Annotated in this window: 21 protein-coding genes, 1 tRNA gene, 1 rRNA gene and 2 pseudogenes; 12 read left to right on the forward strand and 13 right to left on the reverse strand. The window is 60.6% G+C overall.

The features are described 5' to 3' along the window. The first annotated feature begins 85 nt into the window (after nt 1-85). The 4 genes from rrf to BBF94_RS22510 all read left to right on the forward strand — a co-directional run bounded on the left by rrf (nt 86) and on the right by BBF94_RS22510 (nt 3,916). A 5S ribosomal RNA gene (rrf, locus tag BBF94_RS22495) occupies nt 86-201 on the forward strand. A 149-nt stretch (nt 202-350) separates the two neighbouring features. Continuing rightward, nucleotides 351-1,010: a paraquat-inducible protein A gene (locus BBF94_RS22500; RefSeq protein WP_065261167.1), complete on the forward strand. Its 660-nt coding sequence runs from the start codon at nt 351-353 to the stop codon at nt 1,008-1,010. Further along, nucleotides 997-1,620, forward strand: a complete 624-nt coding sequence (locus BBF94_RS22505) for a paraquat-inducible protein A (protein WP_065261168.1) — start codon at nt 997-999, stop codon at nt 1,618-1,620. The genes BBF94_RS22500 and BBF94_RS22505 overlap by 14 nt, the downstream gene beginning before the upstream one ends. Further along, nucleotides 1,613-3,916: a PqiB family protein gene (locus BBF94_RS22510; RefSeq protein ID WP_065261169.1), complete on the forward strand. Its 2,304-nt coding sequence runs from the start codon at nt 1,613-1,615 to the stop codon at nt 3,914-3,916. The genes BBF94_RS22505 and BBF94_RS22510 overlap by 8 nt, the downstream gene beginning before the upstream one ends. Before the next feature lie 62 nt (nt 3,917-3,978). Here BBF94_RS22510 and mksF read toward each other — a convergent pair whose 3' ends face one another. Genes mksF through mksB form a run of 3 tightly spaced genes read right to left on the reverse strand, consistent with a single transcriptional unit; the run spans nt 3,979 to nt 8,787 of the window. Then, nucleotides 3,979-6,819 carry an Mks condensin complex protein MksF gene (gene mksF / locus BBF94_RS22515; protein ID WP_065261170.1) on the reverse strand — a complete coding sequence of 947 codons (2,841 nt, stop codon included), beginning with the start codon at nt 6,817-6,819 and terminating at the stop codon, nt 3,979-3,981. Further along, the gene (gene mksE / locus BBF94_RS22520; RefSeq protein ID WP_065261171.1) at nt 6,816-7,517 is read right to left on the reverse strand and encodes an Mks condensin complex protein MksE; all 702 of its coding nucleotides are present in this window, start codon (nt 7,515-7,517) and stop codon (nt 6,816-6,818) included. Before mksE ends, mksF begins: the two co-directional genes overlap by 4 nt. Beyond that, nucleotides 7,507-8,787, reverse strand: a complete 1,281-nt coding sequence (gene mksB / locus BBF94_RS22525) for an Mks condensin complex protein MksB (RefSeq protein ID WP_176704497.1) — start codon at nt 8,785-8,787, stop codon at nt 7,507-7,509. The genes mksE and mksB overlap by 11 nt, the downstream gene beginning before the upstream one ends. Before the next feature lie 232 nt (nt 8,788-9,019). Between mksB and BBF94_RS22530 the strand changes: the two genes are divergently transcribed. Both BBF94_RS22530 and rimI read left to right on the forward strand, forming a co-directional pair. Further along, nucleotides 9,020-9,772 carry an energy transducer TonB gene (locus tag BBF94_RS22530; protein ID WP_065261173.1) on the forward strand — a complete coding sequence of 251 codons (753 nt, stop codon included), beginning with the start codon at nt 9,020-9,022 and terminating at the stop codon, nt 9,770-9,772. Then, nucleotides 9,765-10,217: a ribosomal protein S18-alanine N-acetyltransferase gene (gene rimI / locus BBF94_RS22535; RefSeq protein WP_065261174.1), complete on the forward strand. Its 453-nt coding sequence runs from the start codon at nt 9,765-9,767 to the stop codon at nt 10,215-10,217. Before BBF94_RS22530 ends, rimI begins: the two co-directional genes overlap by 8 nt. Nucleotides 10,218-10,262: 45 nt before the next feature. Here rimI and BBF94_RS22540 read toward each other — a convergent pair whose 3' ends face one another. After that, complete coding sequence (locus BBF94_RS22540) at nt 10,263-10,667, reverse strand: serine kinase/phosphatase (protein ID WP_065261175.1); 405 nt, start codon at nt 10,665-10,667, stop codon at nt 10,263-10,265. 141 nt (nt 10,668-10,808) lie between these two features. Here BBF94_RS22540 and can point away from each other — a divergent pair, with 141 nt between their 5' ends. Beyond that, nucleotides 10,809-11,453 carry a carbonate dehydratase gene (gene can, locus BBF94_RS22545; protein ID WP_065261176.1) on the forward strand — a complete coding sequence of 215 codons (645 nt, stop codon included), beginning with the start codon at nt 10,809-10,811 and terminating at the stop codon, nt 11,451-11,453. 8 nt (nt 11,454-11,461) lie between these two features. Here can and BBF94_RS22550 read toward each other — a convergent pair whose 3' ends face one another. From BBF94_RS22550 to BBF94_RS22570, 5 genes are all read right to left on the reverse strand, one after another. Then, on the reverse strand, nt 11,462-11,986 hold the full coding sequence (locus tag BBF94_RS22550; protein ID WP_065261177.1) for an SET domain-containing protein-lysine N-methyltransferase: 525 nt from the start codon (nt 11,984-11,986) through the stop codon (nt 11,462-11,464). Between the two features lie 176 nt (nt 11,987-12,162). Continuing rightward, a complete protein-coding gene (locus BBF94_RS22555; protein ID WP_065261178.1) occupies nt 12,163-13,335 on the reverse strand; it encodes a hypothetical protein in 1,173 nt (390 codons plus the stop codon). A gap of 119 nt (nt 13,336-13,454) precedes the next feature. Continuing rightward, complete coding sequence (gene acpA / locus BBF94_RS22560) at nt 13,455-15,155, reverse strand: acid phosphatase (RefSeq protein WP_065261179.1); 1,701 nt, start codon at nt 15,153-15,155, stop codon at nt 13,455-13,457. 150 nt (nt 15,156-15,305) lie between these two features. Then, complete coding sequence (locus BBF94_RS22565) at nt 15,306-15,626, reverse strand: hypothetical protein (protein WP_065261180.1); 321 nt, start codon at nt 15,624-15,626, stop codon at nt 15,306-15,308. A gap of 150 nt (nt 15,627-15,776) precedes the next feature. Continuing rightward, nucleotides 15,777-17,195 carry a short-chain fatty acid transporter gene (locus BBF94_RS22570; RefSeq protein WP_065261181.1) on the reverse strand — a complete coding sequence of 473 codons (1,419 nt, stop codon included), beginning with the start codon at nt 17,193-17,195 and terminating at the stop codon, nt 15,777-15,779. A gap of 199 nt (nt 17,196-17,394) precedes the next feature. Between BBF94_RS22570 and BBF94_RS22575 the strand changes: the two genes are divergently transcribed. From BBF94_RS22575 to BBF94_RS22585, 4 genes and pseudogenes are all read left to right on the forward strand, one after another. Further along, the gene (locus BBF94_RS22575; protein ID WP_065261182.1) at nt 17,395-18,708 is read left to right on the forward strand and encodes an MFS transporter; all 1,314 of its coding nucleotides are present in this window, start codon (nt 17,395-17,397) and stop codon (nt 18,706-18,708) included. A 206-nt stretch (nt 18,709-18,914) separates the two neighbouring features. After that, nucleotides 18,915-19,601: pseudogene (locus BBF94_RS28475) on the forward strand (PAS domain-containing protein); the annotation flags it as partial. A gap of 108 nt (nt 19,602-19,709) precedes the next feature. Further along, a pseudogene (locus BBF94_RS28480) lies at nt 19,710-20,141 on the forward strand (methyl-accepting chemotaxis protein); the annotation flags it as partial. An 86-nt stretch (nt 20,142-20,227) separates the two neighbouring features. After that, nucleotides 20,228-20,827 (forward strand): flavin reductase family protein, encoded by a 600-nt coding sequence (locus BBF94_RS22585; protein WP_065261184.1) that lies wholly within the window; start codon nt 20,228-20,230, stop codon nt 20,825-20,827. Nucleotides 20,828-20,957: 130 nt separating this feature from the next. Here BBF94_RS22585 and ggt read toward each other — a convergent pair whose 3' ends face one another. Beyond that, nucleotides 20,958-22,790 (reverse strand): gamma-glutamyltransferase, encoded by a 1,833-nt coding sequence (ggt, locus tag BBF94_RS22590; RefSeq protein ID WP_065261185.1) that lies wholly within the window; start codon nt 22,788-22,790, stop codon nt 20,958-20,960. A 155-nt stretch (nt 22,791-22,945) separates the two neighbouring features. Between ggt and BBF94_RS22595 the strand changes: the two genes are divergently transcribed. Next, on the forward strand, nt 22,946-24,052 hold the full coding sequence (locus BBF94_RS22595) for a M14 family metallopeptidase (RefSeq protein WP_065261186.1): 1,107 nt from the start codon (nt 22,946-22,948) through the stop codon (nt 24,050-24,052). A gap of 77 nt (nt 24,053-24,129) precedes the next feature. On the opposite strand, the gene BBF94_RS22600 is transcribed toward BBF94_RS22595, so the two are convergent. The 3 genes from BBF94_RS22600 to BBF94_RS22610 form a co-directional block, all read right to left on the reverse strand. After that, nucleotides 24,130-24,381 carry a bacteriocin immunity protein gene (locus tag BBF94_RS22600; protein ID WP_082302456.1) on the reverse strand — a complete coding sequence of 84 codons (252 nt, stop codon included), beginning with the start codon at nt 24,379-24,381 and terminating at the stop codon, nt 24,130-24,132. Between the two features lie 6 nt (nt 24,382-24,387). Continuing rightward, nucleotides 24,388-25,638 (reverse strand): S-type pyocin domain-containing protein, encoded by a 1,251-nt coding sequence (locus tag BBF94_RS27350; protein ID WP_082302455.1) that lies wholly within the window; start codon nt 25,636-25,638, stop codon nt 24,388-24,390. A gap of 210 nt (nt 25,639-25,848) precedes the next feature. After that, nucleotides 25,849-25,925, reverse strand: a tRNA-Met gene (locus BBF94_RS22610). Nucleotides 25,926-25,994 lie beyond the last annotated feature (69 nt).

Here is a 25,994-nt window from a genome sequence, read left to right on the forward strand (position 1 = left end):
GTTCGAGTTCACAAACACCGACAGCTGTCACATACCCGATTTGCTGAAGCGAGGCCATCCGGCCACGATTTGGCACACAGAATTTCTTGACGACCATAGAGCATTGGAACCACCTGATCCCATCCCGAACTCAGAAGTGAAACGATGCATCGCCGATGGTAGTGTGGGGTTTCCCCATGTGAGAGTAGGTCATCGTCAAGATTAAATTCCGAAACCCCGATTGCGAAAGCAGTCGGGGTTTTGTTTTGCGCGCAGGAAAGTTTTTGTCCGCTGGATCGAACAAATTTGCACAGTTATTTTCGAATCAGAACACTAGAATATCCCCCATCTTTTTCGGAGCCAGAGCCGTTATGTCAGATTCGGTTGACGCCCCCGGGCTGTCAGATTTACCGCTGGATGACTTGGTGGCCTGTCATGAGTGCGATCTGCTGATGCGCAAGCCCAGGCTTGCCCACGGTGAGAAAGCACTCTGCCCGCGCTGCGGTTACGAACTGTTTGCCCACCGCCATAACGTGGTGCAGCGCAGTCTTGCCCTGGTCATCGCCGCACTGTTGCTCTACGTGCCGGCGAACTTTTTACCCATCATGCAGCTCAATGTTCTCGGGCAATCGTCGCAGGACACTGTCTGGAGCGGTGTAGTCGGCCTGTTCAATACCGATATGCGTGGTATTTCAGTCGTCGTATTTCTGTGCAGCATGCTGATTCCACTGCTGAAACTGCTGTGTCAGTTGTGCGTGTTGCTGACGATCCATTTCAACATCGGTCGTAGCTACGGCTTGTTGCTCTACCGCATTTATCACCACCTCAGAGACTGGGGCATGCTTGAGGTCTACCTCATGGGCGTCCTGGTGGCGATCGTCAAACTGGCAGACATGGCAGCCATCACCATCGGTCTCGGTCTGGCTTGTTTCATCGGTTTGTTGTTGGTTCAGGTCTGGCTGGAAGTGGTGATGTCACCGCACCAGATCTGGCAGGCTTTATCAGGAGAAGATGCTCATGCGGGCGATTGATGCGGGCATTCTGATTTGCACCGAATGTCACGAATTGAACAGGCAGGACCCGGACAGCCATGAGCAAACCTGCACCCGTTGTGGTGCATGGGTCCATGCCCGCCGCCCAAACAGTCTGGCCCGCACCTGGGCGCTGTTGATTACCGCTGCCATCGTCTATATCCCGGCCAATGTTTTACCGATCATGACGGTCAGCTCATTGGGACAAGGTGATCCCAGCACAATCATGTCCGGCGTGATCCAACTGGTGCAGCACGGCATGATTCCGATCGCGGCCGTTGTATTCATCGCCAGTATCCTCGTGCCGACCTTCAAACTGGTAGGTATCGCGTTGCTGCTGTTTTCGGTGCAACGCCGTCAGCCATTATCCGCCCGTCAAAGGATCTGGATGTATCGATTCATCGAATTCATCGGCCGCTGGTCGATGCTGGATATTTTCGTGATCGCCATTCTGGTGGCGGTCGTCAACTTCGGCCGGCTAGCCAGCGTCGAAGCCAATCTTGGCGCCATCGCTTTCGCCAGTGTGGTGATTCTGACGATGCTTGCCGCTGTCACTTTCGATCCCCGACTGATTTGGGATAACACGGAGTCGGACGCCGACCATGACTGATTTGCCTGTAGCGAAAACCCGACCGGCTTCGAACTGGTCTGCCATTTGGGTACTGCCCCTGATTGCCCTCATCATTGGCGGCTGGTTGGGATGGCGTGCCTACAACGAAACCGGCATCGAAATTCAGGTGCGCTTCGAAAGTGGTGAAGGCATCCAGGCCAACAAGACCGAAGTGGTCTACAAAGGCATGTCCGTCGGTAAGGTCAAAGCCCTCAAACTCGATGACGAAGGTGGTACCAAAGGCGTGATCGCCACCATCGAGATGAACAAGGATGTCGATCAATACCTGAAGACCAGTACCCGCTTCTGGCTGGTCAAACCCAGCGTGACCCTGGCCGGTATCACCGGGCTTGAAACGTTGGTCTCGGGCAACTATGTCGCAGTCAGCCCGGGGGAGGGCGAGCCGACCCGCAAGTTCAAGGCCCTGGCCGAGGAGCCGCCATTGTCGGACTCCAAGCCCGGCCTGCACCTGACAATCAAGGCTGACCGCCTCGGTTCGCTGAACCGTGGCAGCCCGGTGTTCTACAAACAGATCCAGGTCGGCCAGATCAAGAGTTACGTACTGTCGGAAGATCAGAGCACCGTCGAGCTCAAGGTGTTCATCGAGCCGACCTACGCCAAACTGGTGCGTAAACATACGCGATTCTGGAACGCCAGCGGCATCAGCATCGACGCCAACCTGACCGGGGTGAAAGTACGCAGTGAGTCCCTGGCAAGCATTGTCGCCGGCGGCATCGCCTTCGCCACACCGGAGAACCGCAAGGACAGCCCGCCAACCGATCCGAGCCTGCCGTTTCGCCTTTACGAAGATTTCGATGCGGCCGCAGCCGGGATCCGGGTGAAGGTCAAACTCACTGATTTCGAGGGCCTTCAGGCCGGCCGCACACCTGTGATGTACAAGGGCATTCAGGTCGGTAACCTCAAGGCACTGAAGATCGATCCGGATCTGTCGAGTGCCACCGCAGAACTGACCCTCGATCCATTGGCCGAAGAATATCTGGTAACCGGCACCCAGTTCTGGGTAGTCAAACCGTCGATTTCCCTGGCGGGTATCACGGGGCTGGAAGCGCTGGTCAAAGGCAACTACATCGCCGTGCGACCGGGCGACAAAGGCGGTGCGCCGCAACGTGAATTCGAGGCCCGGCCGAAAGCGCCGCCTCTGGATCTGAAGGCGCCGGGTCTGCATCTGGTACTGTTCACCGACAGTCTCGGCTCGATCGAAGTCGGAAGCCCGATCCTCTACAAGCAGGTCAAGGTCGGTTCGGTACAGAGCTATCAGTTCTCAAAGACTCGAAAACAATTGGTGATCGGCGTCCATATCGAGAAGGAATACGAGAACCTGGTCAACGCCTCCACCCGTTTCTGGAACGTCAGCGGCATCACGCTGACCGGTGGTCTGACGGGGGGGATTCAGGTCAAGAGCGAGTCCTTGCAGACCCTGATGGCCGGCGGTATCGCCTTCGAGACGCCGCAAGCCAAGGCGCCGTTGCAAAAGCGCATTCCGCGTTTCCGTCTGTTCGCCAACCATGACGAGGCCAACCAGAAAGGTGAGGTGGTGACCATCAAGGTGGATCGTGCCGATGGCTTGCGCAGTGGCACGCCGGTGCGCTTCAAAGGGCTGGATGTCGGCAAGATCGAAAGTGTCGACCTGACAGATGACCTGCAATCGGTGATCCTCACCGCGCGCATCACGGAAGTACCGGAGAAGATTGCCCGGGTCGGCAGCCAGTTCTGGGTCGTAAAGCCGGAGCTGGGGTTGATCAAGACCTCGAATCTGGAAACACTGGTCACGGGTCAGTACATCGAAGTCCAGCCGGCGGCGAAGAGCCTCGGCCCGCAGAAGAACTTCGTGGCGTTGGCCAATCCACCCGAGTTGGCCAAGCAAGAGGCCGGCTTGAGTCTGGTACTGAGCGCAGCCCGTCGCGGTTCGCTGAAGCCGGGCGTACCGGTGACTTACCGCGAGATCACGGTGGGTAAAGTCACCGGTTACGAACTGGGGCAGACCGCAGACCGCGTGCTGGTACACATCCTGATCGAACCGAAGTATGCACCGCTGGTGCGCAGCGGCAGTCGCTTCTGGAACACCAGCGGCGTCGGTTTCGATATCGGTCTGTTCAAGGGCATGACGGTGCGCACGGAGTCTCTGGAGACGGTGATTCAGGGCGGTATCGCTTTCGCCACACCGGACGGTGAACGCATGGGGAGTCCGGCACGGCCCGAGCAAACCTTCCCGCTGTTTGACCAGTTCGAAGACGAATGGCTGACCTGGGCGCCGAAGATTTCCCTCGACAAGTAATTCCGGGCCAAAGAAAAAGGGCCGTGATCCATCGGATCACGGCCCTTTTTCATGCTCGCCGGTTAAACCTCATCCAGCTCCGGCTCGTCCGCCTCGACATTGAGGGTGGCTTTCACCGCATCGTGGCGACGGATGTATTTCCAGTCCGCTTCGTCGATGTAGATGCCGGCGGGGCCGCTGCCGCCTTCCAAGTCGATGGCGACACTGGCGCAGACCTGCGGCTTCACACTCGCCAGAATCGGCACGAAGCCCAGCTGCAGGCTGGTTTCCAGCAAAGCGGCCTGGTTTCTTTCGTCGATATCGGCTGCCTCATCGAGGTAGTACGGCAGACGTACACGACCGGCGAGATCGCGGTCCATCAAGTGCAGCAACAAGTACATGTTGGTCAGCGCCTTGATGGTCATCGTGGTGCCGTTGGACGCCGCGCCATCGATATCGGTGTGAATCACCGGCTGGCCGTTGACCTTGGTGATCTCGAACGCCAGTTCGAAAAGGTCCTTGAGGCCGAGCTGGTTGTGGTTTGCCGCCACCAGCCGCGCCAGGTATTCCTTGGCCTCTTCGTTCTTGTTGTCCTGCTCGGCGCTCTGGCTCAGATCGAACACCGACAGGGTTTCGCCTTCTTCGTACTGACCTGCGCTGTGGATGATCTGGTCGATGTGCTTGAGGGCTTCCTTGTTCGGGGCCAGAACAATGCGGAAACTCTGCAGGTTGGACACCTGACGCTTGTTGATCTCGCGGTTGAACAGCGCCAGTTGGTGCTCGAGGCTGTCGTAGTCGCTGCGGATGTTGCGCAGGGTCCGGGCGATATCGGTGACCGCGGCGCGACGCGCCTTGCCCAGGGTCAGGGCTTCGTCGGTCCGGTGGGCATAGGCGTTGATCAGCAGCGACAGTCGGCGCTCCATGTCATCTTCGCTGTCGAACTTGGCCACGCCTTTGAGCCGTACCTGCGCGTACAGCGCTTCGATCTGGCCATCGGCACGCAACAGACCTTGCCAGCTGTCCTGATAGTCATTGAGCAGCGGCAACAGGTTGTCCATGGAATCGTCGACCGGATCCATGAACGGCGTCCCGAACGGCAGATCCGCCGGCAGCAGCTGACGGCGACGCAGGGCATCGTCGAGGGTGCGTTGCTTGGCCTCCATGTCAGCAATCTGCCGGCCCACCAGTTGCAGCTTGGCCGACAGTTGCTGGACGCGCTCGGTGAACGCATCGCTGGAACGCTTGAGCTCGTCCTGCGCCGCTTCCATCTGCGCCAGTTGCTCGAGCTTGTCGCCTTCTTCGGCGCTCAGGGTCTGGGTACGACGGAAATCTTCCAGGGCTTTCTGCGCGTCCAGCACCTGCTGGTACAGCGCTTCGGTCTGGGTCTTGCTCGCGGCGCGGTCGGCGGCCACGGCTTGCTGGGTCTTGAGCTGCTTGAGCTCTTTCTCCAATCGCTCTTTCTGATCGCGCAGCGCGGCACGGTCAGCCAGCGCTTGCAGTGCCGGCGGCTCGATGTGCGAAATGTCGATCGACAGGCCCGGCACTTCGAAACGCTCGCCCTTGAAGCCGTCGAGGATCAGTTCGACCGATTTGACCCATTCGCCATCGTCGTCGAGGGTGATGCCGTGCTCGCCCAGCGGCAGGCTGAACAGCGCACTGTTGAACAGGCGCATCAGGCGTTCTACGTCCTGTTGCGAGAACTCTTCACGCAGACGGGCATAGCTGTTGTTGTCGGCATGATCGAGTTGCTGTTTCACCGACTTCAGGCGTTTTTCCAGATCGCGAAGGCGTTCTTCGAGATCCTCGGCGCTGAATTGACGGGACTGCGCCAGCGCACCGGCCAGTTCATCGTGGGCGTCCTTGGCGGCGAGCAGTTGCTGCTCCAGCACCTTGACGTCATCGATCAGGGCAAAGCGGTTCTTCAGCACCGACAACTCGCCGAGCCAGCGCTGAATGCCGGAGATTTCCCGTTCCAGTCGCATCAGTTCCTGGGTGCCGCCGCGCTGATCGTTTTGCAGATCGTCCTGCTCGCGACGGTAGTGTTCGGCCTGAATCGTCAGCTCTTCCTTGCGCGCCGTGGCGTAGTCCGACCAGGTGCCGAGCAACGAGTCGAGCAGTGGCGACAGACGATGCAGCTTGCCGCGAAGCACGTCGCGATGTTTCACCCCGTTGGCCAAGGCTTCGACCAGCGGACCGGCGGCCACCAGCGAGTTGTAGTCCTGTTCCATGCGGCGCACGTCACGGAAAGCTTCTTCGCACGCGGCGATGTAATCGACGCTGCCGGAGCGCAGGCTGTGTTCGAAGGCATCGAGGAACAGCTGCTTGAGCTTGGCCGCAGTAATTTCGCGCATGTGCAGCAGGTTGATGAACAGCGCACGGAAAGTCTTCAGGCTCTGCTCGCTGGTAGAGCGCAGTGGGATCAGCGTCAGGTCCAGCGGGATCGACGTATGACCGCCGACCAGCAGACGCCGCAGTTCATCCGGCTTGAGCTCGTAGGCCTTCAGGCCTTCCTTCTCAAGATTGCTGAACAGTTCTTTCTGACGCAGGCAGGTATCGTTTTTCTGGTAATGCGCCAGATCGAGCTGGCCGGCATAGGCAAAGAACTGGTGGCCGAAACCGCCGCCCGGGCCGCGACCGACCACGCCGATCACATGTGGGCCGTGGGGCAGGTTCACTTCGACGAGGATGTAACTGGTGTCGGAAGCAAAGTAGAAGCGCCGGGACTGTTCCAGGCTGTATTTGCCGAAACTCATGTCCGACATGCGCGCCAGGATCGGGAACTGCAAGGCGTTGATCGAGGCGGATTTGCCGAGGTTGTTCGCGCCGTAGACCGATAGCGGCTCTTCGAGCGGGAACAGACCGAGGCTGTAGCCGGCCGTGTTCAAAAGGGCAAAGCGGCGGATGCCGTAGCGTTCCTGGCTCATGCATCGGACTCCTGTTCTTCGGCAATGGCGCGGGCCAGTGCCTCTTCTTCGCTTTCTTCTTCAAATTCCGATAAATCGAGCGGGTCGTCGGTCTCCAGCAGTCGGGCTTCGGCCTCTTCGTCGATCAGCACCGGCGCCGGCAACGGCAGGACGCTGTGGACGCTGGCCGCCAGATCACGGTCCTGCTGCACTGACAGGCACACGTCGAGGAAACGGTGCATCGGCGGCAGGAAACGGTACACGCCGTTTTCTTCGCCGGCGAAACCGAGCTGGGTCATGCGGCGCATGATTTTTTCTTCCAGCTCATCAACGGTCTGCACTTCGGCCTGGATGAACAGGTCGCGGTATTTTTCCAGCAGCGAAGGCAGTTCGTCGCGGCCAAGGCTGCCGCCGTCCAGCACGGCAATCGGGTCGCGCCCCTGGTCGGCCAGGTGCTCGACCAGGATAAAGGTGAACAGTGCCAGACGCTGGGCGGTCTTGTTCACCGCCGCTGCGGCCATGTCCGGTACGAAGTAATAGAAGCCACGGGTGTCGCAGACCAGTTCGAAACCCAGAGCCTTGAACAGCGTGCGGTACTGGTCCTGAAAGTTGGACAGTTGCGCATACAGTTCGGGGTCGCGACGGCTGACGTGGTACCCCTTGAAAAGCTCGCGGAAGATCGGCGCGAGTTGAGACAGTTCGGAAAGATCAAGATGCATGTGGAGTGCTCGCAGAATCCTCGGCGGCAGGGTCGCGGGCCGAGAGCAGGGCGAAGGAGCGCAGGCTGACCCGGTGCTCGTGAGTGTGGTATTCGCGGCGTTCCAGACGCTCGCGCTTGAAGCGTTTTTCCCGCGACAGGCGCGAGAACCAGTAAAGCAATTCGTCGGTGGCGCCGTCCGGTTCCTGCTCCAGCAGCCAGGTCATCAGATCCGGCATCGGCAGGGACTCTTCGCAGCGGTCGACCATTTCCCGAACTGTGCGCGGCGCACGCGGGGCATCGCCGGTCTTTTGCGATTTGTGCGCTTTGGGGAAGCGTGCCGGTTTCGGCTCGAATCGGGCCAGAGCGTAGACGTAGGCTTCAACCTGACTGGCGCTGCCGAGGAAGGTGCTTTGCGGCCGGGTGAACAGCGGCATCGCGGCTTGTGGCACAGCGTCGATACCCTTGCGGCGGATCGCGGCCAGCGCCAGCGCAGCACCACGGGTCACGGCGTTGTGTCGGCGTGCTTCTTCACGCAGCGGCAGCAGCAGTTCCCGGGCGTGACGCAGGGTCAACTGGGCGCTGGTCTGCATTTCGAGGATGCGCGCGTGGGTGCGCAGCAGCATGTCGTCATCGACCAGATGGCCGAGGCGCTGCTGTTCGCTGAGCATTTTCAACAGCACGGTCTCGACCTTGCGCACGCCTTGTTCGAAGGCGCCGTCGGCGTTCACCAGATCGATCATGGGTTCGACGTATTCGTCCCAGGTCGCCAGTACTTCGGCGTAACGCTGGCGCAGGGGGATCTGCCGGTCGCTGGTCTTGGCCCGTTCGGCCACGGCTACCAGTGCCTGTTCGTCGTTGTCGAGCTTCTTCAGGACGTCGCGCACACGCATGTCGAGCAGGCGCAACTGACGGGCCAGATCATTGCCGTCGCGGACGTCGAACGCATCCTGGATATAACCGGCCAGACGTTCGAGGTGACGCAGGTAGGCTTCGATCTCCAGACACAGGCCCAGCCGGTGCTCCCGGCGCAGGTAGGCGAGGAAGTCGTGGATCTGTGCGTTGAGTTCGAAACGGTTCGGGCTTTTCGCCACGGGCACCAGAATGTCGAGGCGAATCCACACGTCGAGCAGGCTGGTGATGTCCTGCGGCGTGCTTTCCAGTTGTTGGGCGGCCAGTTGCGTGCGCAGTTCGTTGAGGCTCAGGGTGCCCTGGTCGAAGTGCTCGCACAGTGGCTCCAGAAGTGCCCAGTGTTCAGCGAGGGCGCGCAAGACGCGCTTGGGTTCGATCATCGGAATGGCCGGCTGGTTGGCGATTAAAAGCCGCGATTGTACTGCATCACGGGCGATGCGATTCACTCTCGGGACGGGCTGTCGCTTTTTCTGAGGTGAAGAGCGGTGGTCAAGACTATCGATCAAGCGCAAGCGATCTTGAGCGAAGGGCGGTAGAATCAGCGCACTTCAGTTATCCACAAGTGGCCGACCCTTGCTAATCGAGTCCCGCCGCCGCGCCTATTTGAACGCCATGCAGGTGGTCAACTGGCTGCCGCGCACCGAATTGCCCTTTGCCGCACCGTCGCGGCCCGAGCTGCTGGAGCCTGCGGAGCCGGAGCCCGAGGTTTCGCTGCCCGTGGCGCCGGCCCACGAAGCCGACGCGCCAGTGCAGCCGGTCGCGCGCGTGGTCGAGCGGCCGAAGATCGAGGTCCCGCGACCGACACCCGCCAGCAGCCGTCCCGCCGCCAAATCGGTGGACGAGGCCGAAGAGACGCCGGTGGTCGCGCGTCCTGCACCGGTGCCGCCGCCCAGATTCACCCTGCAGTTGCTGCGCGCCGGTCGTTGTCTGTTGCTGGTGGAATTGCCCACCGGCGAATCGTTCCAGAGCCGGGATCCTGCCTATCTGCTGCTCAAGGACATGCTGCGGGCCGCCGGTCTGCCGGATGCGCCGCAGATCGTCGGCGATCCGGTGCGTTGGCCGCTGCTGGTGCGCGGCACCATGGATCAGGGCCCGGAGGCGGCCCGGGATTTCGTCCAGGGATTCCTTTCGGTGCAAATGGAGACGTCTCCGTGTGCCTGCCTGTGGCTGATCGGTCTGCCGGCGGTGCGCTTTGCCGGTGAGAAGGACGCCGAAGCGTTCAACAGTGAATGGCAGATCGAAGGTCTTGGCCTGGCCTGGGCCGTGCCGGGACTGGAATTGTTGATGGAAGAGCCACAACGCAAAGCCGCGGTGTGGCAAGCCATGCGTCGGCTGATGGCGCGCTGGAAAGAAGCGAATGAGTGATGCTGTAACTTTCCGTCCGATGGTCGAAGCCGATCTGGACGCTGTGCTGAAAATCGAATACGCGGCCTACAGCCACCCTTGGACTCGCGGTATTTTTCTCGACGGGCTGGGCAAATACCAGATCTGGCTGATGTTCGAAGGCGAGCAGCAGGTCGGCCACGGCGTGGTGCAGATCATTCTGGATGAGGCGCACCTGCTGAACATTACGGTCAAACCGGAAAATCAGGGACGAGGCCTTGGGCTGACTTTGCTCCAGTTCCTGATGTCCCGTGCCTATGCCGCGGATGCCCGCGAATGTTTCCTGGAAGTGCGCGACAGCAACGCATCGGCGTTCCGCTTGTACGAGCGCTACGGCTTCAATGAAATCGGCCGCCGCCGCGATTACTACCCGGCGGTGGGTGGACGTGAAGACGCGGTGGTCATGGCCTGCACCCTGGTTGAGTGACCGGTGGTAGAAGCTGCTTCACCCGAGGCAGCTTCCAAGAATCCTTCAGCGTTTGCCGTCAATCGGATCGCGCCGCGCCAGTTCCGCTTCATCCAGGCCATCTGCGCCGCCAATGTTTTCCTCATCGACAATGCTCAAGTCCCAATCCGCCTGATTGCCAGCCCCCGGCTCATCCGCATCGCGCGCGCCGTCTTCGCGAATCAGGGTTTCCGGACTCAGGTCATCGTCGGTCGGCTCGTGATCTGCCACCGAGGCGCCGGTCATGCCGGCTTCACGCACCCGTTCACGGGGGATGCGTCGTTCGCGCTCGCGATCCGGCAATTCATCGCCGATCTTCGCGCTGGGTTGTTCGTCGTCGAAATCCAGCTCATGCACCGACCCCATACGGTCTTCGTTGTCATCGATGGGCTCCGGTTGTACCGCGTCGAAGGGGCGTCGTGAATCAGTCATGGCAAATCCTCATACTGTGGGCCTTACTGAGGTGGACTCACCGGGCTCATGAGAATTCCAACGAAATCACTTGCGATCCCTTCGTGACCCCGACGGACGGTCGTCTGTCAAACCAGCGCATCTTTCTTGAGGCCTTACAGCATGCATGACTTACAAGACCTGATTGATAACAACGAGCGTTGGGCTGACGCAATCACCAAGGAAGACCCGGATTTCTTCGCCAAACTGGCCCGTCAACAGACGCCTGAATACCTGTGGATCGGCTGCTCCGATGCGCGGGTTCCGGCCAATGAAATCGTCGGCATGCTGCCGGGCGATCTGTTCGTGCACCGCAACGTGGCCAACGTGGTACTGCACACCGACCTCAACTGTCTGTCGGTGATCCAGTACGCCGTGGACGTGCTCAAGGTCAAACACATTCTGGTCACCGGGCACTACGGTTGCGGTGGCGTGCGGGCGTCGATGCAGGATCGTCAGTTTGGCCTGATCGATGGCTGGCTGCGGTCGATCCGTGATCTGTATTACGAAAAACGAGAAGAACTCGCCAGGCTGCCGACCGAAGAAGAGCAGGTCGACCGACTGTGCGAGCTCAACGTGATCCAGCAAGTGGCCAACGTCGCCCACACCAGCATCATCCAGAATGCCTGGCATCGTGGGCAGAGCCTGTCGGTCCATGGCTGCATTTACGGGATCAAGGACGGTCGCTGGAAAAGCCTGAACACGACCATCAGCGGTTTCGAGCAACTGCCGCCGCAGTACCGCTTGCGCCCGGTCGGCGCGCCGTAAACCGCGAGTCAGCGCACGCCCTGGCGGAGCCAGTTCTTTAAATAGTGCTGGCCTTCAAGGCTGGGCGGTTCGTCGTAACCGGTGATCCAGCCGCGACAATGAGCTGATCCGCAACCGCAGGCGAACTGCTTGAGCAGTTTGTCTTCGGTGGCGGTGAAATCCATGGTCAGTCGCTCGCCCGGCTGAATGTCCCGCAGGGCCCACAGCCACAATTCGCTCATGTCGATGAACACGTTCGGGTCGCAGGAGTGTTCGATCAACCCGCAGAAACGTGGATCGTAGATATGGATACCGGCCTGCAATTGCCGGGTCTGACCGCCGCGGTAGGGCAGCAACTGGCCCGAGATCCTGCACATGCGGGTGATGCGCAGGAATTCCCGGCGCGCGACGATTGCGCAAGGTTTTCCTCTGCCATCGTGAATCACTTCGAAGTCGGCGCGCGCAGGGAATCCGAGGCGCACGGGAAGCGCCACGAAAGGGTAGATTCCCTCGGTATTGCGCGATGAACGCGGGTAAAGCACGTGCGTATTCATAACATTCCCTGTCAGCCAGGTGCTGCTACTTCTGCGGGGCGAACTCCTTTCGTCCCTCGCAACACATTGGATCCAATGTTCGCTTATATGAAATAGCAGATCTACTGTCATATCTGACAGGCGTTAAAGACGCCTCCCCGCGTCAGCCAGGGCTGACACGGGGAGACGGTATTGCATCAAATATGCGGAGCAGGCTCTGCGGTGTCCGGCAACGGACTCTGGAGCTGTTGCAACTGGGCCTTGATCGGCGTGGTGGCGCACTTGGCAGCGGCCTGTTCGGCGGTCAGGTTGCGGATCGAGGTGTAGAACAACTCGCAGGTCTTGACCTTCTGCGTCACCTGCCAGGTCTGGGTGCAGCTGTTCAGCAGGTTTTTCGGATCGGTGCCCGGTTTGCTGCCCATCCCCGCCTGCCAGCAGGCGGCGCTCAGGTCCTGGCCCATTACCTTCAGACCGGCCGCATCGGCCTTGGCCTGGGCGTCGTCGCCGGTGTAGCTCTTGGGGTCGGCGGCGTACCAGATGTAGCTCGGGTGGTTGGAGCCCAGTACCGGCACGTTCACTCCGGCGCTCGGAGTGATGGTCGCCAGGCCGAGCACGTTCACGGTCGGTCCGTATTGCTGTTTGATCCAGTTACGCACCGGTGCTCCGAAGGCCACCATCGGCAGGGCGGCACCGCTGGTGCTGACGCTGACCTGTTTGACCATGGTGGTCTGGTAGTCCTTGAAGTAGCCGTAGACGCCCTCAAGATCGCTGCCGGCGCTGGCAGGCGCGGCAATGGGCGCGATGTCGACAATGGTCTGGTAGGCCGGCGTCTGGTTGGCCGGGATACCATTGTCGGTCAACAGCGCGGCCCAGCGATCGGTGGTGTTGGAGCGCAGGTAGTCCTGAGCCTGGGTCAGTGAGTAATCCGGCGGGAAGTGCAGCAGTTCAACACTTTTACGGTTTTCCAGCGCCATGCCCAGCGGCAGGAACAGATACCAGCTGTACGCCCATTTGCCGTCGGCGTTGAGTTTGCTGGCGCCGGCATAGGCCAGGTCGCCGGCATCCAGCAGCGCGGTCAGCGGTTTGTCGTAGCCTTTCGGCACGCCACTGATCTCGGCATGGATCTGATCATTGTCGTTCTTCACCAGCACCTTGGCGCCAGTGTAGCCATCGCGCTGCACGCTCTGGCTCAGGTAGTGGGCGACGGTCTGCTCAAGCGTCCAGTTGCGAAAGCAGATCACGCTGCAATTGTTGGGATAAGCGAAGAGGCGGGTGACGCGTTCGGTGCTGCCCAGTTTCAGGTCGACATCGGCGTGGGCGGCTGCGCTCAACGTGAGCGCAGCGAGGGTGAGTCCTGCGAGTTTGAACATGCTCAGATCCTTTTCAGCGTGGGTTCCCCGTTGTTCGGGTGCGCCACATATTGGATCAGCCGCGTGATGGCGAGAAGCCGTCAGCCACGGTTTTTTGAGCCGGCTCGCCGGGCTCGCCCTCAGGCCTGGAACTGCAGGGCGTTGGTCAAGTCCCCCATTGGCTTCTGGCCCCGGCCGATCATCGCATCGTCGCGTTGTTTGATACCTGCCAATGTCTCCAGCTGGAAGACCCGGGTAATCAGACGCAGGATCGATGCGGTGTCATAGACCGTGTGATCCACCGTGCCCTTGCGGGCAAACGGTGACACGACCAGTGCCGGCACCCGGGACCCAGGCCCCCAGCGGTCGCCCTTGGGTGGCGCGACATGGTCCCACCAGCCGCCGTTTTCATCGACCGTCACGATGACCACCATGTTTTTCCACTGCGGACTTTCCCGCAGCACTTTCAACGCACGGACGATGTGCCGATCTCCGGAGGCCACGTCGGCATAACCGGCATGCATGTTCAGGTTGCCCTGGGGTTTGTAGAACGTCACGGCAGGCAGTTTGCCGGCTTCGGCATCGGCGAAGAATTTGTTGGTACTGGACTCGTCACCCAGACCGGCGTCGCGCAGACGCTTGCTGCGCTCTTCGGGATGCTCCGGGCCCTGTTGCTGGAAGTAATTGAACGGCTGATGGTGATACTGGAAGTTGGGGATTTTCGGAATCCCGCCGGAATCCTTGAACTGATCCAGCGTCGCCTGCCAGGCACCGGCATACCAAGCCCAGTCGATGTTCTTCTTCGACAGCTTGTCACCGATGTGTTCGTGGGTCTGAGGCACCAGGACGTTTGGCAGATCGGCCTTGGAATAGGCCGGGCGTTCCGGGTCGCGGATCCACGTCGGCCAATAGGGCGGAGCGAGGGTGTTGACCCCGTAACCGTCCGGGGTCAGTGCGCTCGGGCCGAACTGTGGCGGACCCGTCATGGCGCTGGCCGGCGATTGTTCCAGAGGCTTGAGGCGCGGGTCGGCCGGGTCATCGCTTTGCAGCGCGGCGATCTGGCTCCTGGCGACCGAGTTGGCGACGTTCGGATAGAACGGCGCGGTGGCGCTGATCAGGTATTGATGGTTGAGAAACGAACCGCCGAATGCGCCCTGAAAGAAGTTGTCGCACAGCACGAACTCTCGAGCCACGTCCCACAGCCGCAGGGAATAGCGGCTCTGGGCATAGTGCCCCATGGTCAGGCCGCCGGAGTCGGCCCAGGCGACGAAGCCGTCGTTCTTGCCGCCGTTGATCTGCATCTGATTCTGATAGAACACGTGCCACAGATCCCGCGTGACCAGACCCAAAGGCAGGTCTTCGGCATTCGGGCCTTTCAGAGCGAAAGGTGCGTTCGGCAGGTTTTCCTGAAACTGCACGGCGTTGGGATAGGTCACGCCATCGAGTGTCTGCGGGCCGATTTGCAACACCCCGCCCCAAGCCGGCGGCAAGGTTTGCAGCAGACTGCCGTCGCGGTCGCGTTGTTGGTATTGCTCGGGCTTGAGTGCCGACAGCGGCTTCTCCACACCGGGGAAATCACCGAACAGGTTATTGAAACTACGGTTTTCGGCGTAGATCACCACGACGGTCTTCACCTGTTCGCGCAGAGCCTTGTCCAGCTCGGCAGGCGAGAGCGGACGCTCGTCGGGTTTGCCCGGCTGATCAGCGGCATTCCCGCACCCGGCCAGCGTGGCGCCCACACCCAGGACCGCGACACCACCGAGAAAACGGCGGCGGCTGGTATCGGTGGGATTGCCGGATTCAGGCGATGAGGGGGCTTTGCCGTCGGTGTCGTCGTTCATGTAGAAGTCCGTTTATGCTTAATTGTTTCAGTATGTTTCGGGCGGACGCTAGCAAGGGAATGTGACGGTTCGGTTACCGTTTGGCGCTGAAGCAATGCAAATTGGGGGGGAGGCGGCTCACCCCCGCAGGTCTTCCTGTTGTTCAATCGATCACAGAAGACGCAACGCCAGCTCGCTGCCGGCGCGCAAGTATTCGACCTGAGCCGTCACCGCATCCCTGACGATCGCTTCGCCGGTGTCGGTGAGTCTGGCTTTCTTGGCATCGATGACGGAGGTCTGGAGCAATTGCATCGCCACGTCCATCGCCTTCTGGAAGGCCGTCAGATTGTTGTGCTGGCCAAATTCACGGGTAACGGCCTCCATACGCAGGTCCGCAGTGTCGCGTAGCGTGCTGTACTCGACCACGGAAACGCTGCCGTCCTGATAAATTTCACGGATCAGTTCTTCCAGCGTTTTGGATATCGGTGTCATCGGTTCTTCCTTGGACAAGGGGTTATTGATCCGAGACAAGCTAAACGAACACGGCGATTGGCAATGTCAGCACTGTCCCACGTGGCGCGTGAGACAGTGCAACGGGCTTTGTAAGAAGAGAAACTCCGTGCCGTCGGACAACTTCAATTGCTACGGCATCACCGGCGGCGTATACGCCAGCGTCGTCCCCAGCGCCCACAGCAACAGCAGTACCAACGGCGTGTGCACCAGCAGTTGCACGAAGGAGAAGCCGATCAGGTCCCGCGCCTTCAACCCCAGCACGCCCAACAGCGGCAGCATGTAAAACGGGTTGATCAGGTTCGGCAGTGCCTCGGCGGCGTTGTAGATCTGCACGGCCCAGCCCAGGTGGTATTTCAGGTCGGTGGCCACCTGCATCACGTACGGCGCCTCGATGATCCACTTGCCGCCCCCGGACGGAATGAAGAAACCGAGAATCGCCGAGTACACCCCCATCAGCAGCGCATAGGTGTCGTGGGACGCGATGCTGACGAAAAAGGTCGAGATATGGTGAGCAAGCGTCTGGGCATCAGTGCCCTTGACCGTGGTCATCAGCGCCGCGATCGAGCCGTACAACGGGAACTGGATCAGCACGCCGGTGGTGGTCGGCACCGCCCGTGCCACCGCATCGAGAAAGCTGCGCGGGCGCCAGTGCAGCAATGCGCCAAGCATGATGAACAGGAAGTTGTAGGTGTTGAGCCCGGAAATCGCGGTAATCGCCGGTTTGGTCGAGAACTCGTGGAACAGCCATCCGGCCGCCAGCAGCACCAGCACGATGATCAGCAGCGGGCTGTGCTCCAGCCATTCGCCCGGGCGGGTGCGCGGTTGCAGCGGCGGCAGGTTGAAGGCCGGGTCGATGCCGCAGGCCTGGGCGTCGCGCGCCGAATTCGGGCCGGGCGCGGTGGCGTAGGCGATGATGATCGAGATCACCACCAGTGCCAGTAGCATCACCCCCGATTGCCAGAGGAAAATCGTCTGGGTGAACGGAATCACGCCAGTGATCGACAGGATCGACGGTGGCAGGCTGGCTGGGTTGGCCTGCAATTGTGCGGCGGACGACGACAGACCCAATGCCCACACCGCGCCAAGGCCCAGATAAGCCGCGGCTCCGGCGGCACGGTAATCCATTTTCAGATCGCTGCGGCGGGCGAGGGCGCGCACCAGCAGGCCGCCGAACACCAGCGACAGGCCCCAGTTCAGCAACGATGCGACCATCGAAATCAGCGCGACCCAGGCCACGGCGGAGCGGCCGTTCTTCGGGATTCGCGCCAGACGATCGATCAGCTTTACGGCGGGCGGTGAACTGGCGACGACATAACCGCCGATTACCACGAAGGCCATCTGCATGGTGAAGGGGATCAGGCTCCAGAAGCCGTCACCGAAGGCCATGGCGGCATCGGTGGGTCTGGCGCCCATGGCCAGGGTGGCCAGGGCCACGATGATCACGGCGAGGGCGGCGAACACCCAGGAGTCGGGAAACCAGCGTTCGGCAAAACTGGAGCAGCGCAAGGCAAAGCGCGCAGAGCGGCTATCTTCGATATCAACGGCCACGGGAGTACCTCGGATTTTTATGTTTATTGTGGTCTTCGGGGCTTGGCCAGCCCGTCTGGACAGGTGCCAACAGTAAATCAACCGGCGGATTTTTGTGACCGTGTTTCGCTGAATCAGACTTTGGTCTAACGGGTTGTCCATCGAGGCATTTGCGTAGACCATGGGCGCCTTGGTTTTTTGCCTGCCAGAGTGCTTTGCCATGACTGCCCGTTCCACTGCCCGACCGGCGCCGTTCAGCCGTTCCGACTACAAGACCCTTGGCCTTGCGGCCCTGGGCGGGGCGCTGGAGATCTACGATTTCATCATTTTCGTATTCTTCGCCCTGACACTCAGCCAGCTGTTTTTCCCGCCGCAAATGCCTGAGTGGCTGCGCCTGCTGCAAAGTTTCGGGATCTTTGTCACCGGCTATCTGGCGCGTCCGCTGGGTGGAATACTGATGGCGCATTTCGCCGACCGCCTGGGGCGCAAGAAGGTCTTCAGCCTGAGCATCCTGATGATGGCGCTGCCGTGCCTGCTGATCGGGATCATGCCGACCTACGCACAGATCGGCTATTTCGCACCGCTGTTGCTGCTGGCGCTGCGCATCCTGCAAGGTGCGGCGGTTGGCGGTGAAGTGCCGAGCGCCTGGGTGTTCGTGGCCGAGCACGCGCCGGTCGGGCATCGCGGTTATGCGTTGGGCTTTCTCCAGGCGGGGCTGACCTTCGGTTACCTGATCGGCGCGCTGACCGCGACTGCTCTGGCGCAGGTTTTCACGCCTGCCGAAGTGCTCGATTACGCGTGGCGCTATCCGTTCCTGCTGGGTGGCGTATTCGGTGTGATCGGGGTGTGGCTGCGGCGCTGGCTCAGCGAAACGCCGGTGTTCATGGCCATGGAAGCGCAGCGTGAGGCCAGGGTCGAACTGCCGTTGCGCACGGTGTTGCGCGAGCATCGTCTGGCGATGCTGCCGGCCATGATCCTGACCTGCGTGCTGACTTCAGCGGTGGTGGTGTTCGTGGTCATCACCCCGACCATGATGCAAAAAACCTTCGGCATGACCGCCGGCCATACCTTTGCCCTGAGTGCGCTGGGTATCGTTTTCCTGAACATCGGCTGCGTGATAGCCGGGCGCCTGGTGGACCGCATCGGCGCCTGGCGCACGGTGATGCTGTACAGCCTGCTGCTGCCGCTGGGGATGGGCGTGCTTTACAGCTGTCTGATCAGCGGCGGGGATTGGGTCGGTCTCGCCTACGCCATCGCCGGATTGGGCTGTGGAGTGGTCGGTGCGGTGCCATCCGTGATGGTCAGCCTGTTTCCGGCACGGATTCGCGTGTCGGGCATTTCCTTCACCTACAACATTGCCTACGCCGCGTGGGCCAGTTTCACACCGTTGCTGTTGATCGGTCTGATGCCGTGGAGCCCATGGATCTGCGTGATGTTCTGCTCGGTGATGGGGGCCGTAGGCGTCGGCAGTGCGGCGTATTTCGGCTCGCGCATGCCGCGTGCAGGGCATTGTCAGGTGGCTGGAACCGCCTGACTTTTCGAGCCGTAACTATTTTTGTAGGACAAGGCCCGAACGCACTTCAGAAAAGATTTCCAAGGCCGATGGTTAGGCTGTAACCCGCTTTCCATCCAGTCCATCGGTGCTTTCCCATGTTCAACAAACGCCTCAAGCAAGAGCTGGCGGCTCTTCGTGAAGAACTCTCCAGCCTTCTGCAAGTGAAGGAGAGTCTGGAAAGCGAGATGCTGGTACTGACCCTTGAGCCCGACGGGCGGATTCAATCGGTCAACCAGAACTTCCTCAACGAAATGCTCTACAAGAGCCACGACCTGATCGGCCGTGCCATCGAAGACATCGTGCCGGCCCATGTCAAATCCGACGAGTTCCATCATCGCTTTCGGGCCGCACTGAGCCGTGGTGAGCACTTTGCCGGCGCGGTGCGTCTGTTGCGTGGCAATGGCGAGGAAGCATGGTTGCGTTCGATTGCCCAGCCGATTCGTTCGTCGGACGGACGCATCAAGCATTTCTCGATTTTCTCCAGCGATCTGACCCGCACCATCGAAGCCTCCCGCGAGCACGAAAACCTGATAGGCGCACTGGTACGCTCGACGGCTGTCATCGAATTCGATCTCGATGGCACCGTGCTGAACGCCAACGACCGGTTTCTCCAGGGCATGGGTTACAGCCTGGCGCAGATCAAGGGCAAACCTCACCGCATGTTCTGCGAACCGGGCGAGGCCAACAGCGCCGAGTATCAGAACTTCTGGCGTCGCCTGAACAATGGTGAATTCGTGGCCGGCCGTTTCAAGCGAATCGACAGTCATGGGCGGGAAGTCTGGCTGGAGGCTTCCTACAACCCGGTGCTCGACGCCAATGAAAAGCTCTACAAAGTGGTGAAGTTCGCCACCGTGATCACCGATCAGGTCAATCAGGAGCAAGCGGTCGCCGAGGCTGCCAACATTGCCTACAGCACCTCCTTGCAGACCGACAGCACCGCCCAGCGCGGGACTCGCGTAGTCACCGAGGCGGTCAATGTGATGCGCGACCTGTCGCGGCACATGCAGACTGCCGGCGAAGGCATCGAGGCGCTGAACGAGCAGTCGCAGGTGATCGGCACCATCGTCAAGACCATCAGCGGCATTGCCGAACAGACCAACCTGCTGGCGCTCAACGCAGCCATTGAAGCCGCACGGGCAGGCGAGCAGGGGCGCGGTTTTGCGGTGGTGGCCGACGAAGTGCGGCAACTGGCCTCCCGCACCAGCCAGGCCACCGAGGAAATCGTGGGTGTGGTCCGGCAGAACCAGGACATGGCGCGCAACGCCGTGGCGCTGATGACCGATGGCAAGCTCCAGGCCGAGCAAGGGCTGGCGCTGGCGGCGGAAGCGGGCACGGTGATCGTCGAGATCCAGGATGGCGCACAGAAGGTGGTGGACGCGGTCGGCCAGTTCGCCAACCAGTTGTCGAGCTGATATCTGCCAGTCGAAGGGATTGTCCAGGGCAATCCCTTCGCCGTTTTTATCCCGCTACAATCGGCTCTTTTCCCGGAGCAGATCCCATGAGCGAATCCTTTCGTCGTCCGGTTCCCCTGAACAAAGCCTACCGATTGCTCAATCACGGGCCGACCGTGCTGGTCAGCGCCACTCACGACGGGCAGCGCAACATCATGGCTGCGGCCTGGGCCATGCCGCTGGATTTCGAACCGCCCAAAGTCGCGGTGGTGCTGGACAAGTCCACCTGGACCCGGCAGTTGCTCGAGGCGTCGGGCACCTTTGTTCTCAACGTTCCTTGTGTGAATCAGGCCGACATCGTGCAAACCGTGGGTTCGACGTCGGGTCTTCAGATCAATCGCGATCAGGGCCAGGACAAGTTCCAGGCCTATGGCTTGCAGACCTTCGCCGGCACGCAAATCGATGCACCCATGCTGGACGGCTGCGTGGCGTGGCTCGAATGCCGGTTGTTGCCTGAGCCGCGCAATCATGAACAGTACGATCTGTTCCTGGCCGAGGTGATCGCGGCGCAGGCTGATTCGCGGGTGTTCAGCGATGGACGTTGGCATTTTGAAGGGCATGACGGTTTGCGCACTTTGCACCATGTGGCCGGTGGGCATTTCCTGACGATTGGCAATCCGGTGGATGGCAAGACGCTTTCGGTCTGATGGCTGGCTGTTGCAAGGTCGGGGGGATTGTCTGATCCATCTGGCGCATGCTCCGTAGCAGACATGGACCATTGGCCAACTGAAAAAGGCTTACCTCTCGGTAAGCCTTTTTCAGTTGGCGGAAGCGATTTCAGTCCCCCAACGCCACCCCTTCACGCCGTGGATCCGCCCCACCGGCCAGTGTTGATTTCCCCTGCGCATCCTTGACCCGCACAATGGCCTGGGTGCCGCTGGTCATGTCGATTTCGCTCACAGTGTGACCCTTGTCCTTGAGTGCCTGGATCAGTGTTGGGGTGAACTGGCCCTGTTCCAGTTCTGTCGGCCCGTTGCGGCTGCCGAAGTTGGGCAGGCTGATGGCGCTTTGCGGGTCGAGGTTCCAGTCGAGCAGGCCGACGGTGGTCTTGGCCACGTATTCGATGATCTGCGAGCCGCCCGGAGAGCCGACGGTGGCGACGAACTCGCTGCTGTTGCGGTCGAAGATCAGGGTCGGTGCCATAGACGAGCGCGGGCGTTTGCCGGGCTCCACGCGGTTGGCGACTTTCTGTCCGTTCTCTTCAGGGATGAACGAGAAGTCGGTCATCTGGTTGTTGAGCAAGAAGCCCTGCACCATCAGGTGCGAGCCGAATGCCGCTTCGATGGTTGTGGTCATCGACACCGCACCACCGAAATCATCCACGGCGACCACTTGCGAGGTGGAAATGCGCAGCGGCGAGCGGTCCGGTGCGTAGGCAACCTGCACGCCTGGTGGTGTGCCCGGTTTGGCGCTGCCCATACTGCGATCGCCGATCAGGCTGGCGCGACTGGCCAGATAGCCCGGGTCGACCAGACCTTTGACCGGTACCGGTACGAAGTCGGTATCGGCGACATATTGCGCGCGGTCGGCATACGCCAGGCGTTCGGCTTCGGCGATCAGGTGGACGGCTTGCGGTACCGGTTCGAGGCCGGCCGGTTTATCGGTCTTCACGGGTTTGAGTGGTGTCAGGGACAGGCGCGGATCGCGGGTTTCCAGCGCCTGTAAAGTGCCGAGGATCTGCGCCACCGCAATTCCGCCCGAGGATGGCGGCGGCATCCCGCAAACCTGCCAGCGTTTGTAATCGGTACACAGCGGTGCGCGCTCTTTGGCTTGATAGTGCTGAAGGTCCTTAAGCGACAGGCTGCCGGGGTTGCTGTGGCCCTGCACCTTGGCCACGATCTCCTCGGCGATCGGACCTTTGTAAAGTGCGTCTGCACCTTCCTTGGCGATGCGTCTGAGCACGGCGGCCAACGCAGGGTTCTGCAGTCGTGTGCCGATGGCTTTGACGCTGCCGTCGCTGTTGAGGAAGTACGCGGCCATGTCCGGCGAGTGGCGGATCACCGGGTCGGATTCCAGCAACGAATGCAGTCGCGGAGAAATCGCAAAACCCTGCTCGGCGAGTTTGATCGCTGGCTCGAACAACGTGGCCCATGGCAGCCGGCCATGTTGTTTGTGCGCCAGTTCCAGTGCGCGCAGCACACCCGGCGTGCCGACTGAACGTCCGCCGATCTGTGCCTGCGGGAACGGCATCGGTTTGCCATCGGCCTGCAGGAACAACTTCTCGGTAGCGCCGGCCGGTGCGGTCTCGCGACCGTCATAGGTACGCACTTGCTTGCCATCCCACAGCACGATCATCGCGCCGCCGCCGATCCCGGAGGATTGCGGTTCGACCAGGGTCAGCACGGCTTGCATCGCAATGGCGGCATCAATCGCCGAACCGCCCTGACGCAACATTTCGCGTCCCGCTGCTGCGGCCAATGGATTTGCCGCAGCAGCCATATGTTTATCGGCGTGACTGGCTTGCAGACCTGCGCGGTAACCGGAGGCGGCTTCCGGTGCCAGCGGCAGGGTCGAAGAGGGTGGGGCGTTGCAGGCGGCGAGGGTGAGGGTGCTGACAATCAGGGTCAGTGCCGGCAGGCGAAAGCGGCTCAGGGGCAGGGCTGGAAACACGCGGGGCTCTCCGTCCGTGGGATAAAAGTCTGACGGACTGTATCGGCCGACCGTGCAGGACGCAAACCGTCGGTATGTTTGTCCTTCATGCCTTGGCGAATTTTCTGTAGGGTCAGAGGCCAGCGAGAAGCCAGAACAATCAACAAGAGGCCAGCATGCACAGCGAGTTTCCGAGCCACTCCAGCTACCGCCAGCAGCGCGAACAGTTTCTTGCCGCCGCCAACACGGCCGGCGCGACGCTCAGCGCCTACGCCCATCCGCGTTGCGGGCCGTTTGGTGAGCCGTTGAGCACTGATGTGGCAGTGCTGGGGGATCCGCAAGCCAAGCGACGTCTGGTGGCGCTCAGTGGCACTCACGGGGTGGAGGGTTATTACGGTTCTGAGTGTCAGATCGACTGGTTGAAACAGTTCACGCCCGGTTCTTTACCGAAGGATGTGGCGGTGGTGATGATTCACCTGATCAACCCGTGGGGCACTGCATGGCTGCGGCGGGTCAACGAAGACAACATTGACCTCAATCGCAATCACCTGGATTTCGGTCAGCCCCTGCCGGACAACCAGGCTTACGCCAGGCTGCACGAGATTTACGCCTGCGCCGATTTGAACGGTCCCGAGCGGCAGCGTGCCGATGCCTTGCTCGCTGCGCAAATCGCCGAGCACGGCTGGCCGGCGGTGATGTCGATTGTCGAGGGCGGTCAGCATACTCATCCCGATGGTCTGTTCTTCGGTGGCATCGCGCCGAGCTGGTCGAATCGCACGTTGCATCAGATCATCGAGAACCACTTGGCCGGTGCTCAAACCGTGATGTGTTTCGACCTGCACACCGGCGCCGGCGAGTACGGCCATCCGATGCTGCTGACGATCACCCGGGCGCCGTATCCGGCGTTGCCCAAAGCGCAATCGATCTATGGCCCATGGCTCTATACCCTGCACACCGGTGCCGAAACCTTGAGCGAAACCGGTGTTGCGGCGACCGCCACCGGGTACACCTCGCAGGCGCTGCTCGATGCGCTGCCGGGAGTGCAGTTGATGCCGTTTGTGATCGAGTGCGGGACTTACCCGGGGCCGGATGTACATCGCTACTTGCGCGACGATCACTGGCTGCATCTGCACGGCGATCCGCTGGATGCGACCGGGCGGGCGATCAAGTCGAGTCTGCTGGAGCAGTTCTATCCGGCGGATCCGGACTGGCGGGCGATGGTGGGGTTGCGCACGCGGCAGATATGGGCGAAGGGGCTCAGGGCTTTAGCGGGCGAGGCATGAACAAACGGCTTGCCTTTCGGTAAGCCGTTTTGGCTGCCTGGTGGTGCGCGGCAGTTTTGATTATGGATGCCGGAGGGTTACTGCTTGAAGCCAGGCAGTCCGTTGGCGGCGCGCCATTCTTTTACGGTCTTCGCAATGCCCTCGGCAGAGTTGTCTTCTCCGGGTTCGGGAAAAAAAATCAGGTCGGTGCCATCCGGGTGGCCGGTAAGCTTTCTGAATTGTGCCAGCAGCTCGCCAAGCTCCGTATCCGATCCACTTTTGTTCGTGACACGTATTTTTTCGATGAAACGGATAAATTGGGTTTCAGTGTATTCAGATATTTTTTCCATGTGCATTCACTGTCTTTTGTGTTGAAAGATGTGATTTCTAGGGGTGTTGATCCGCAGGTTGTCTATATCGTAGACAGCGCCGCCATCGGCGACTCGCTCAACGTGGTGTATTTCAAATACCCCTCGTGTGCCTACAGACTCTCTGTCTCGAACCACTGGCGCGTTGCCCGACATTAAACGATCTTGGGCATCCGAATTGAACTGATCGAAAAGCTCTGGATCATCCCGTACGGCTTGCCAGAATGCTTTTCTGAACGCGTCGAAGTTTGAAAACTCCCTCACTCTGAGTCTGTCCGCAATTCGCGTCGGAATTGGCGCTCCAATCCCTGTCCCCGCTCCCGCCAGCCATATCCCGGAAACATCCTCCCCAACTCCCGTCACCGTCCCCGGCATCAACCTGGCCGGTTTCGAAAACACCACATACAACGACTTCAGCCCGGTTTCCGCCGGAAACACCAGAATGCAGTCTTCGGCGGTGATGTCTTCGCCGGGCAGGATTTCTATCTGGCTGTCGGTGTTCGCGGCGATCGGGTGGACGAGGATCGTGCTCAGTGGCTCGCCGTGCTCCGGATAAACCAGCGGCGGCATCGCTCCCAGCGGCCCGCGTTGCGGTGTCCACAGAATGGTGATGCCGTTGAGCTTCGCCTCCATGGCGGTCTTGTCGCTGTTCCACTGGACTTTTACGGTACGTACCGAGTCGTCGCCCGAGGCGCCGGTGTGGATGCCGTAGACCTGCATGACGCCTTCAGCATCGCGTCGGAACTGGAAGCGCACGCGAGTGGTTGCGCGAGGCAGGGCGCGTAACTGATCGTCGGTGTAGAGCGTGCCGTCGCCCATACGGGTCGGCAGCAAGGCGAGAATAAACAGGCTGGCCGGGCCGCCGGCGACACGCAAGGCCCAGTTGAGACGCTGCTGCAGGATGCCACCACCGGCCATGCGCCCCAAGGCCAGATCAGCGCCGATTGCCTTCGCTACGTCATGGCTGGCAGCAGGAACACGCATGGCGCCCGCCACCATGACCTTGCCAAAACTTGAGGCGGGCTCGGGTGTCGTGCCGGCATCCGTTCGACACCAGTTATCCGGTGTGCAGGATTTGGCAAATACCAGATCGTCGCGGGGTTTTGGGGTGGGCCATTCATCCGTTGGAACGCAGAGGGGTTCTGGCTCTTGGGGTGGATTCCAGGCGGCCCACGAGGCACCGCCATTCCAGCGCTTTCGATGCCATTCATCGTCGAAAAGGTATTTGTCCAGGTCCATGACAATTCCCTGTCTTGGGATCGAGACAGGGGAGCTTGTCGGTCAGGCTGAACGGTGATCAATTCGATTCCGGTGCTTGCTTGAACGAAAAATCCTCTTCGTACGTCTTTCGCACCCTGGTCCTACGGAATCTGGTCAGTTCGCCCGGAGGATCGCTTTTCTCGGGGCATAAAAAAACGGCTTACCTTGCGGTAAGCCGTTTTTGGTACTTGGTGGCTACACAGGGACTTGAACCCCGGACCCCAGCATTATGAATGCTATGCTCTAACCAACTGAGCTATGTAGCCAAGTGGCGCGCATTATTCCCCTGAAATGGAAAAGCGTCAAGCGTAAATTTCAAAATTTTTTCTACGCTT

Source organism: Pseudomonas bananamidigenes (assembly GCF_001679645.1).
GTDB lineage: Bacteria > Pseudomonadota > Gammaproteobacteria > Pseudomonadales > Pseudomonadaceae > Aquipseudomonas > Aquipseudomonas bananamidigenes.

Excerpts from the sequence above, each read along its gene's own strand:
- BBF94_RS22500 (WP_065261167.1), top strand. The coding sequence starts at position 351 with ATGTCAGATTCGGTTGACGCCCCCGGGCTGTCAGATTTACCGCTGGAT.
- BBF94_RS22505 (WP_065261168.1), top strand. The coding sequence starts at position 997 with ATGCGGGCGATTGATGCGGGCATTCTGATTTGCACCGAATGTCACGAA.
- BBF94_RS22510 (WP_065261169.1), top strand. The coding sequence starts at position 1,613 with ATGACTGATTTGCCTGTAGCGAAAACCCGACCGGCTTCGAACTGGTCT.
- mksF (WP_065261170.1), bottom strand. The coding sequence starts at position 6,819 with ATGAGCCAGGAACGCTACGGCATCCGCCGCTTTGCCCTTTTGAACACG.
- mksE (WP_065261171.1), bottom strand. The coding sequence starts at position 7,517 with ATGCATCTTGATCTTTCCGAACTGTCTCAACTCGCGCCGATCTTCCGC.
- mksB (WP_176704497.1), bottom strand. The coding sequence starts at position 8,787 with ATGATCGAACCCAAGCGCGTCTTGCGCGCCCTCGCTGAACACTGGGCA.
- BBF94_RS22530 (WP_065261173.1), top strand. The coding sequence starts at position 9,020 with ATGCAGGTGGTCAACTGGCTGCCGCGCACCGAATTGCCCTTTGCCGCA.
- rimI (WP_065261174.1), top strand. The coding sequence starts at position 9,765 with ATGAGTGATGCTGTAACTTTCCGTCCGATGGTCGAAGCCGATCTGGAC.
- BBF94_RS22540 (WP_065261175.1), bottom strand. The coding sequence starts at position 10,667 with ATGACTGATTCACGACGCCCCTTCGACGCGGTACAACCGGAGCCCATC.
- can (WP_065261176.1), top strand. The coding sequence starts at position 10,809 with ATGCATGACTTACAAGACCTGATTGATAACAACGAGCGTTGGGCTGAC.
- BBF94_RS22550 (WP_065261177.1), bottom strand. The coding sequence starts at position 11,986 with ATGAATACGCACGTGCTTTACCCGCGTTCATCGCGCAATACCGAGGGA.
- BBF94_RS22555 (WP_065261178.1), bottom strand. The coding sequence starts at position 13,335 with ATGTTCAAACTCGCAGGACTCACCCTCGCTGCGCTCACGTTGAGCGCA.
- acpA (WP_065261179.1), bottom strand. The coding sequence starts at position 15,155 with ATGAACGACGACACCGACGGCAAAGCCCCCTCATCGCCTGAATCCGGC.
- BBF94_RS22565 (WP_065261180.1), bottom strand. The coding sequence starts at position 15,626 with ATGACACCGATATCCAAAACGCTGGAAGAACTGATCCGTGAAATTTAT.
- BBF94_RS22575 (WP_065261182.1), top strand. The coding sequence starts at position 17,395 with ATGACTGCCCGTTCCACTGCCCGACCGGCGCCGTTCAGCCGTTCCGAC.
- BBF94_RS22585 (WP_065261184.1), top strand. The coding sequence starts at position 20,228 with ATGAGCGAATCCTTTCGTCGTCCGGTTCCCCTGAACAAAGCCTACCGA.
- BBF94_RS22595 (WP_065261186.1), top strand. The coding sequence starts at position 22,946 with ATGCACAGCGAGTTTCCGAGCCACTCCAGCTACCGCCAGCAGCGCGAA.
- BBF94_RS22600 (WP_082302456.1), bottom strand. The coding sequence starts at position 24,381 with ATGGAAAAAATATCTGAATACACTGAAACCCAATTTATCCGTTTCATC.
- BBF94_RS27350 (WP_082302455.1), bottom strand. The coding sequence starts at position 25,638 with ATGGACCTGGACAAATACCTTTTCGACGATGAATGGCATCGAAAGCGC.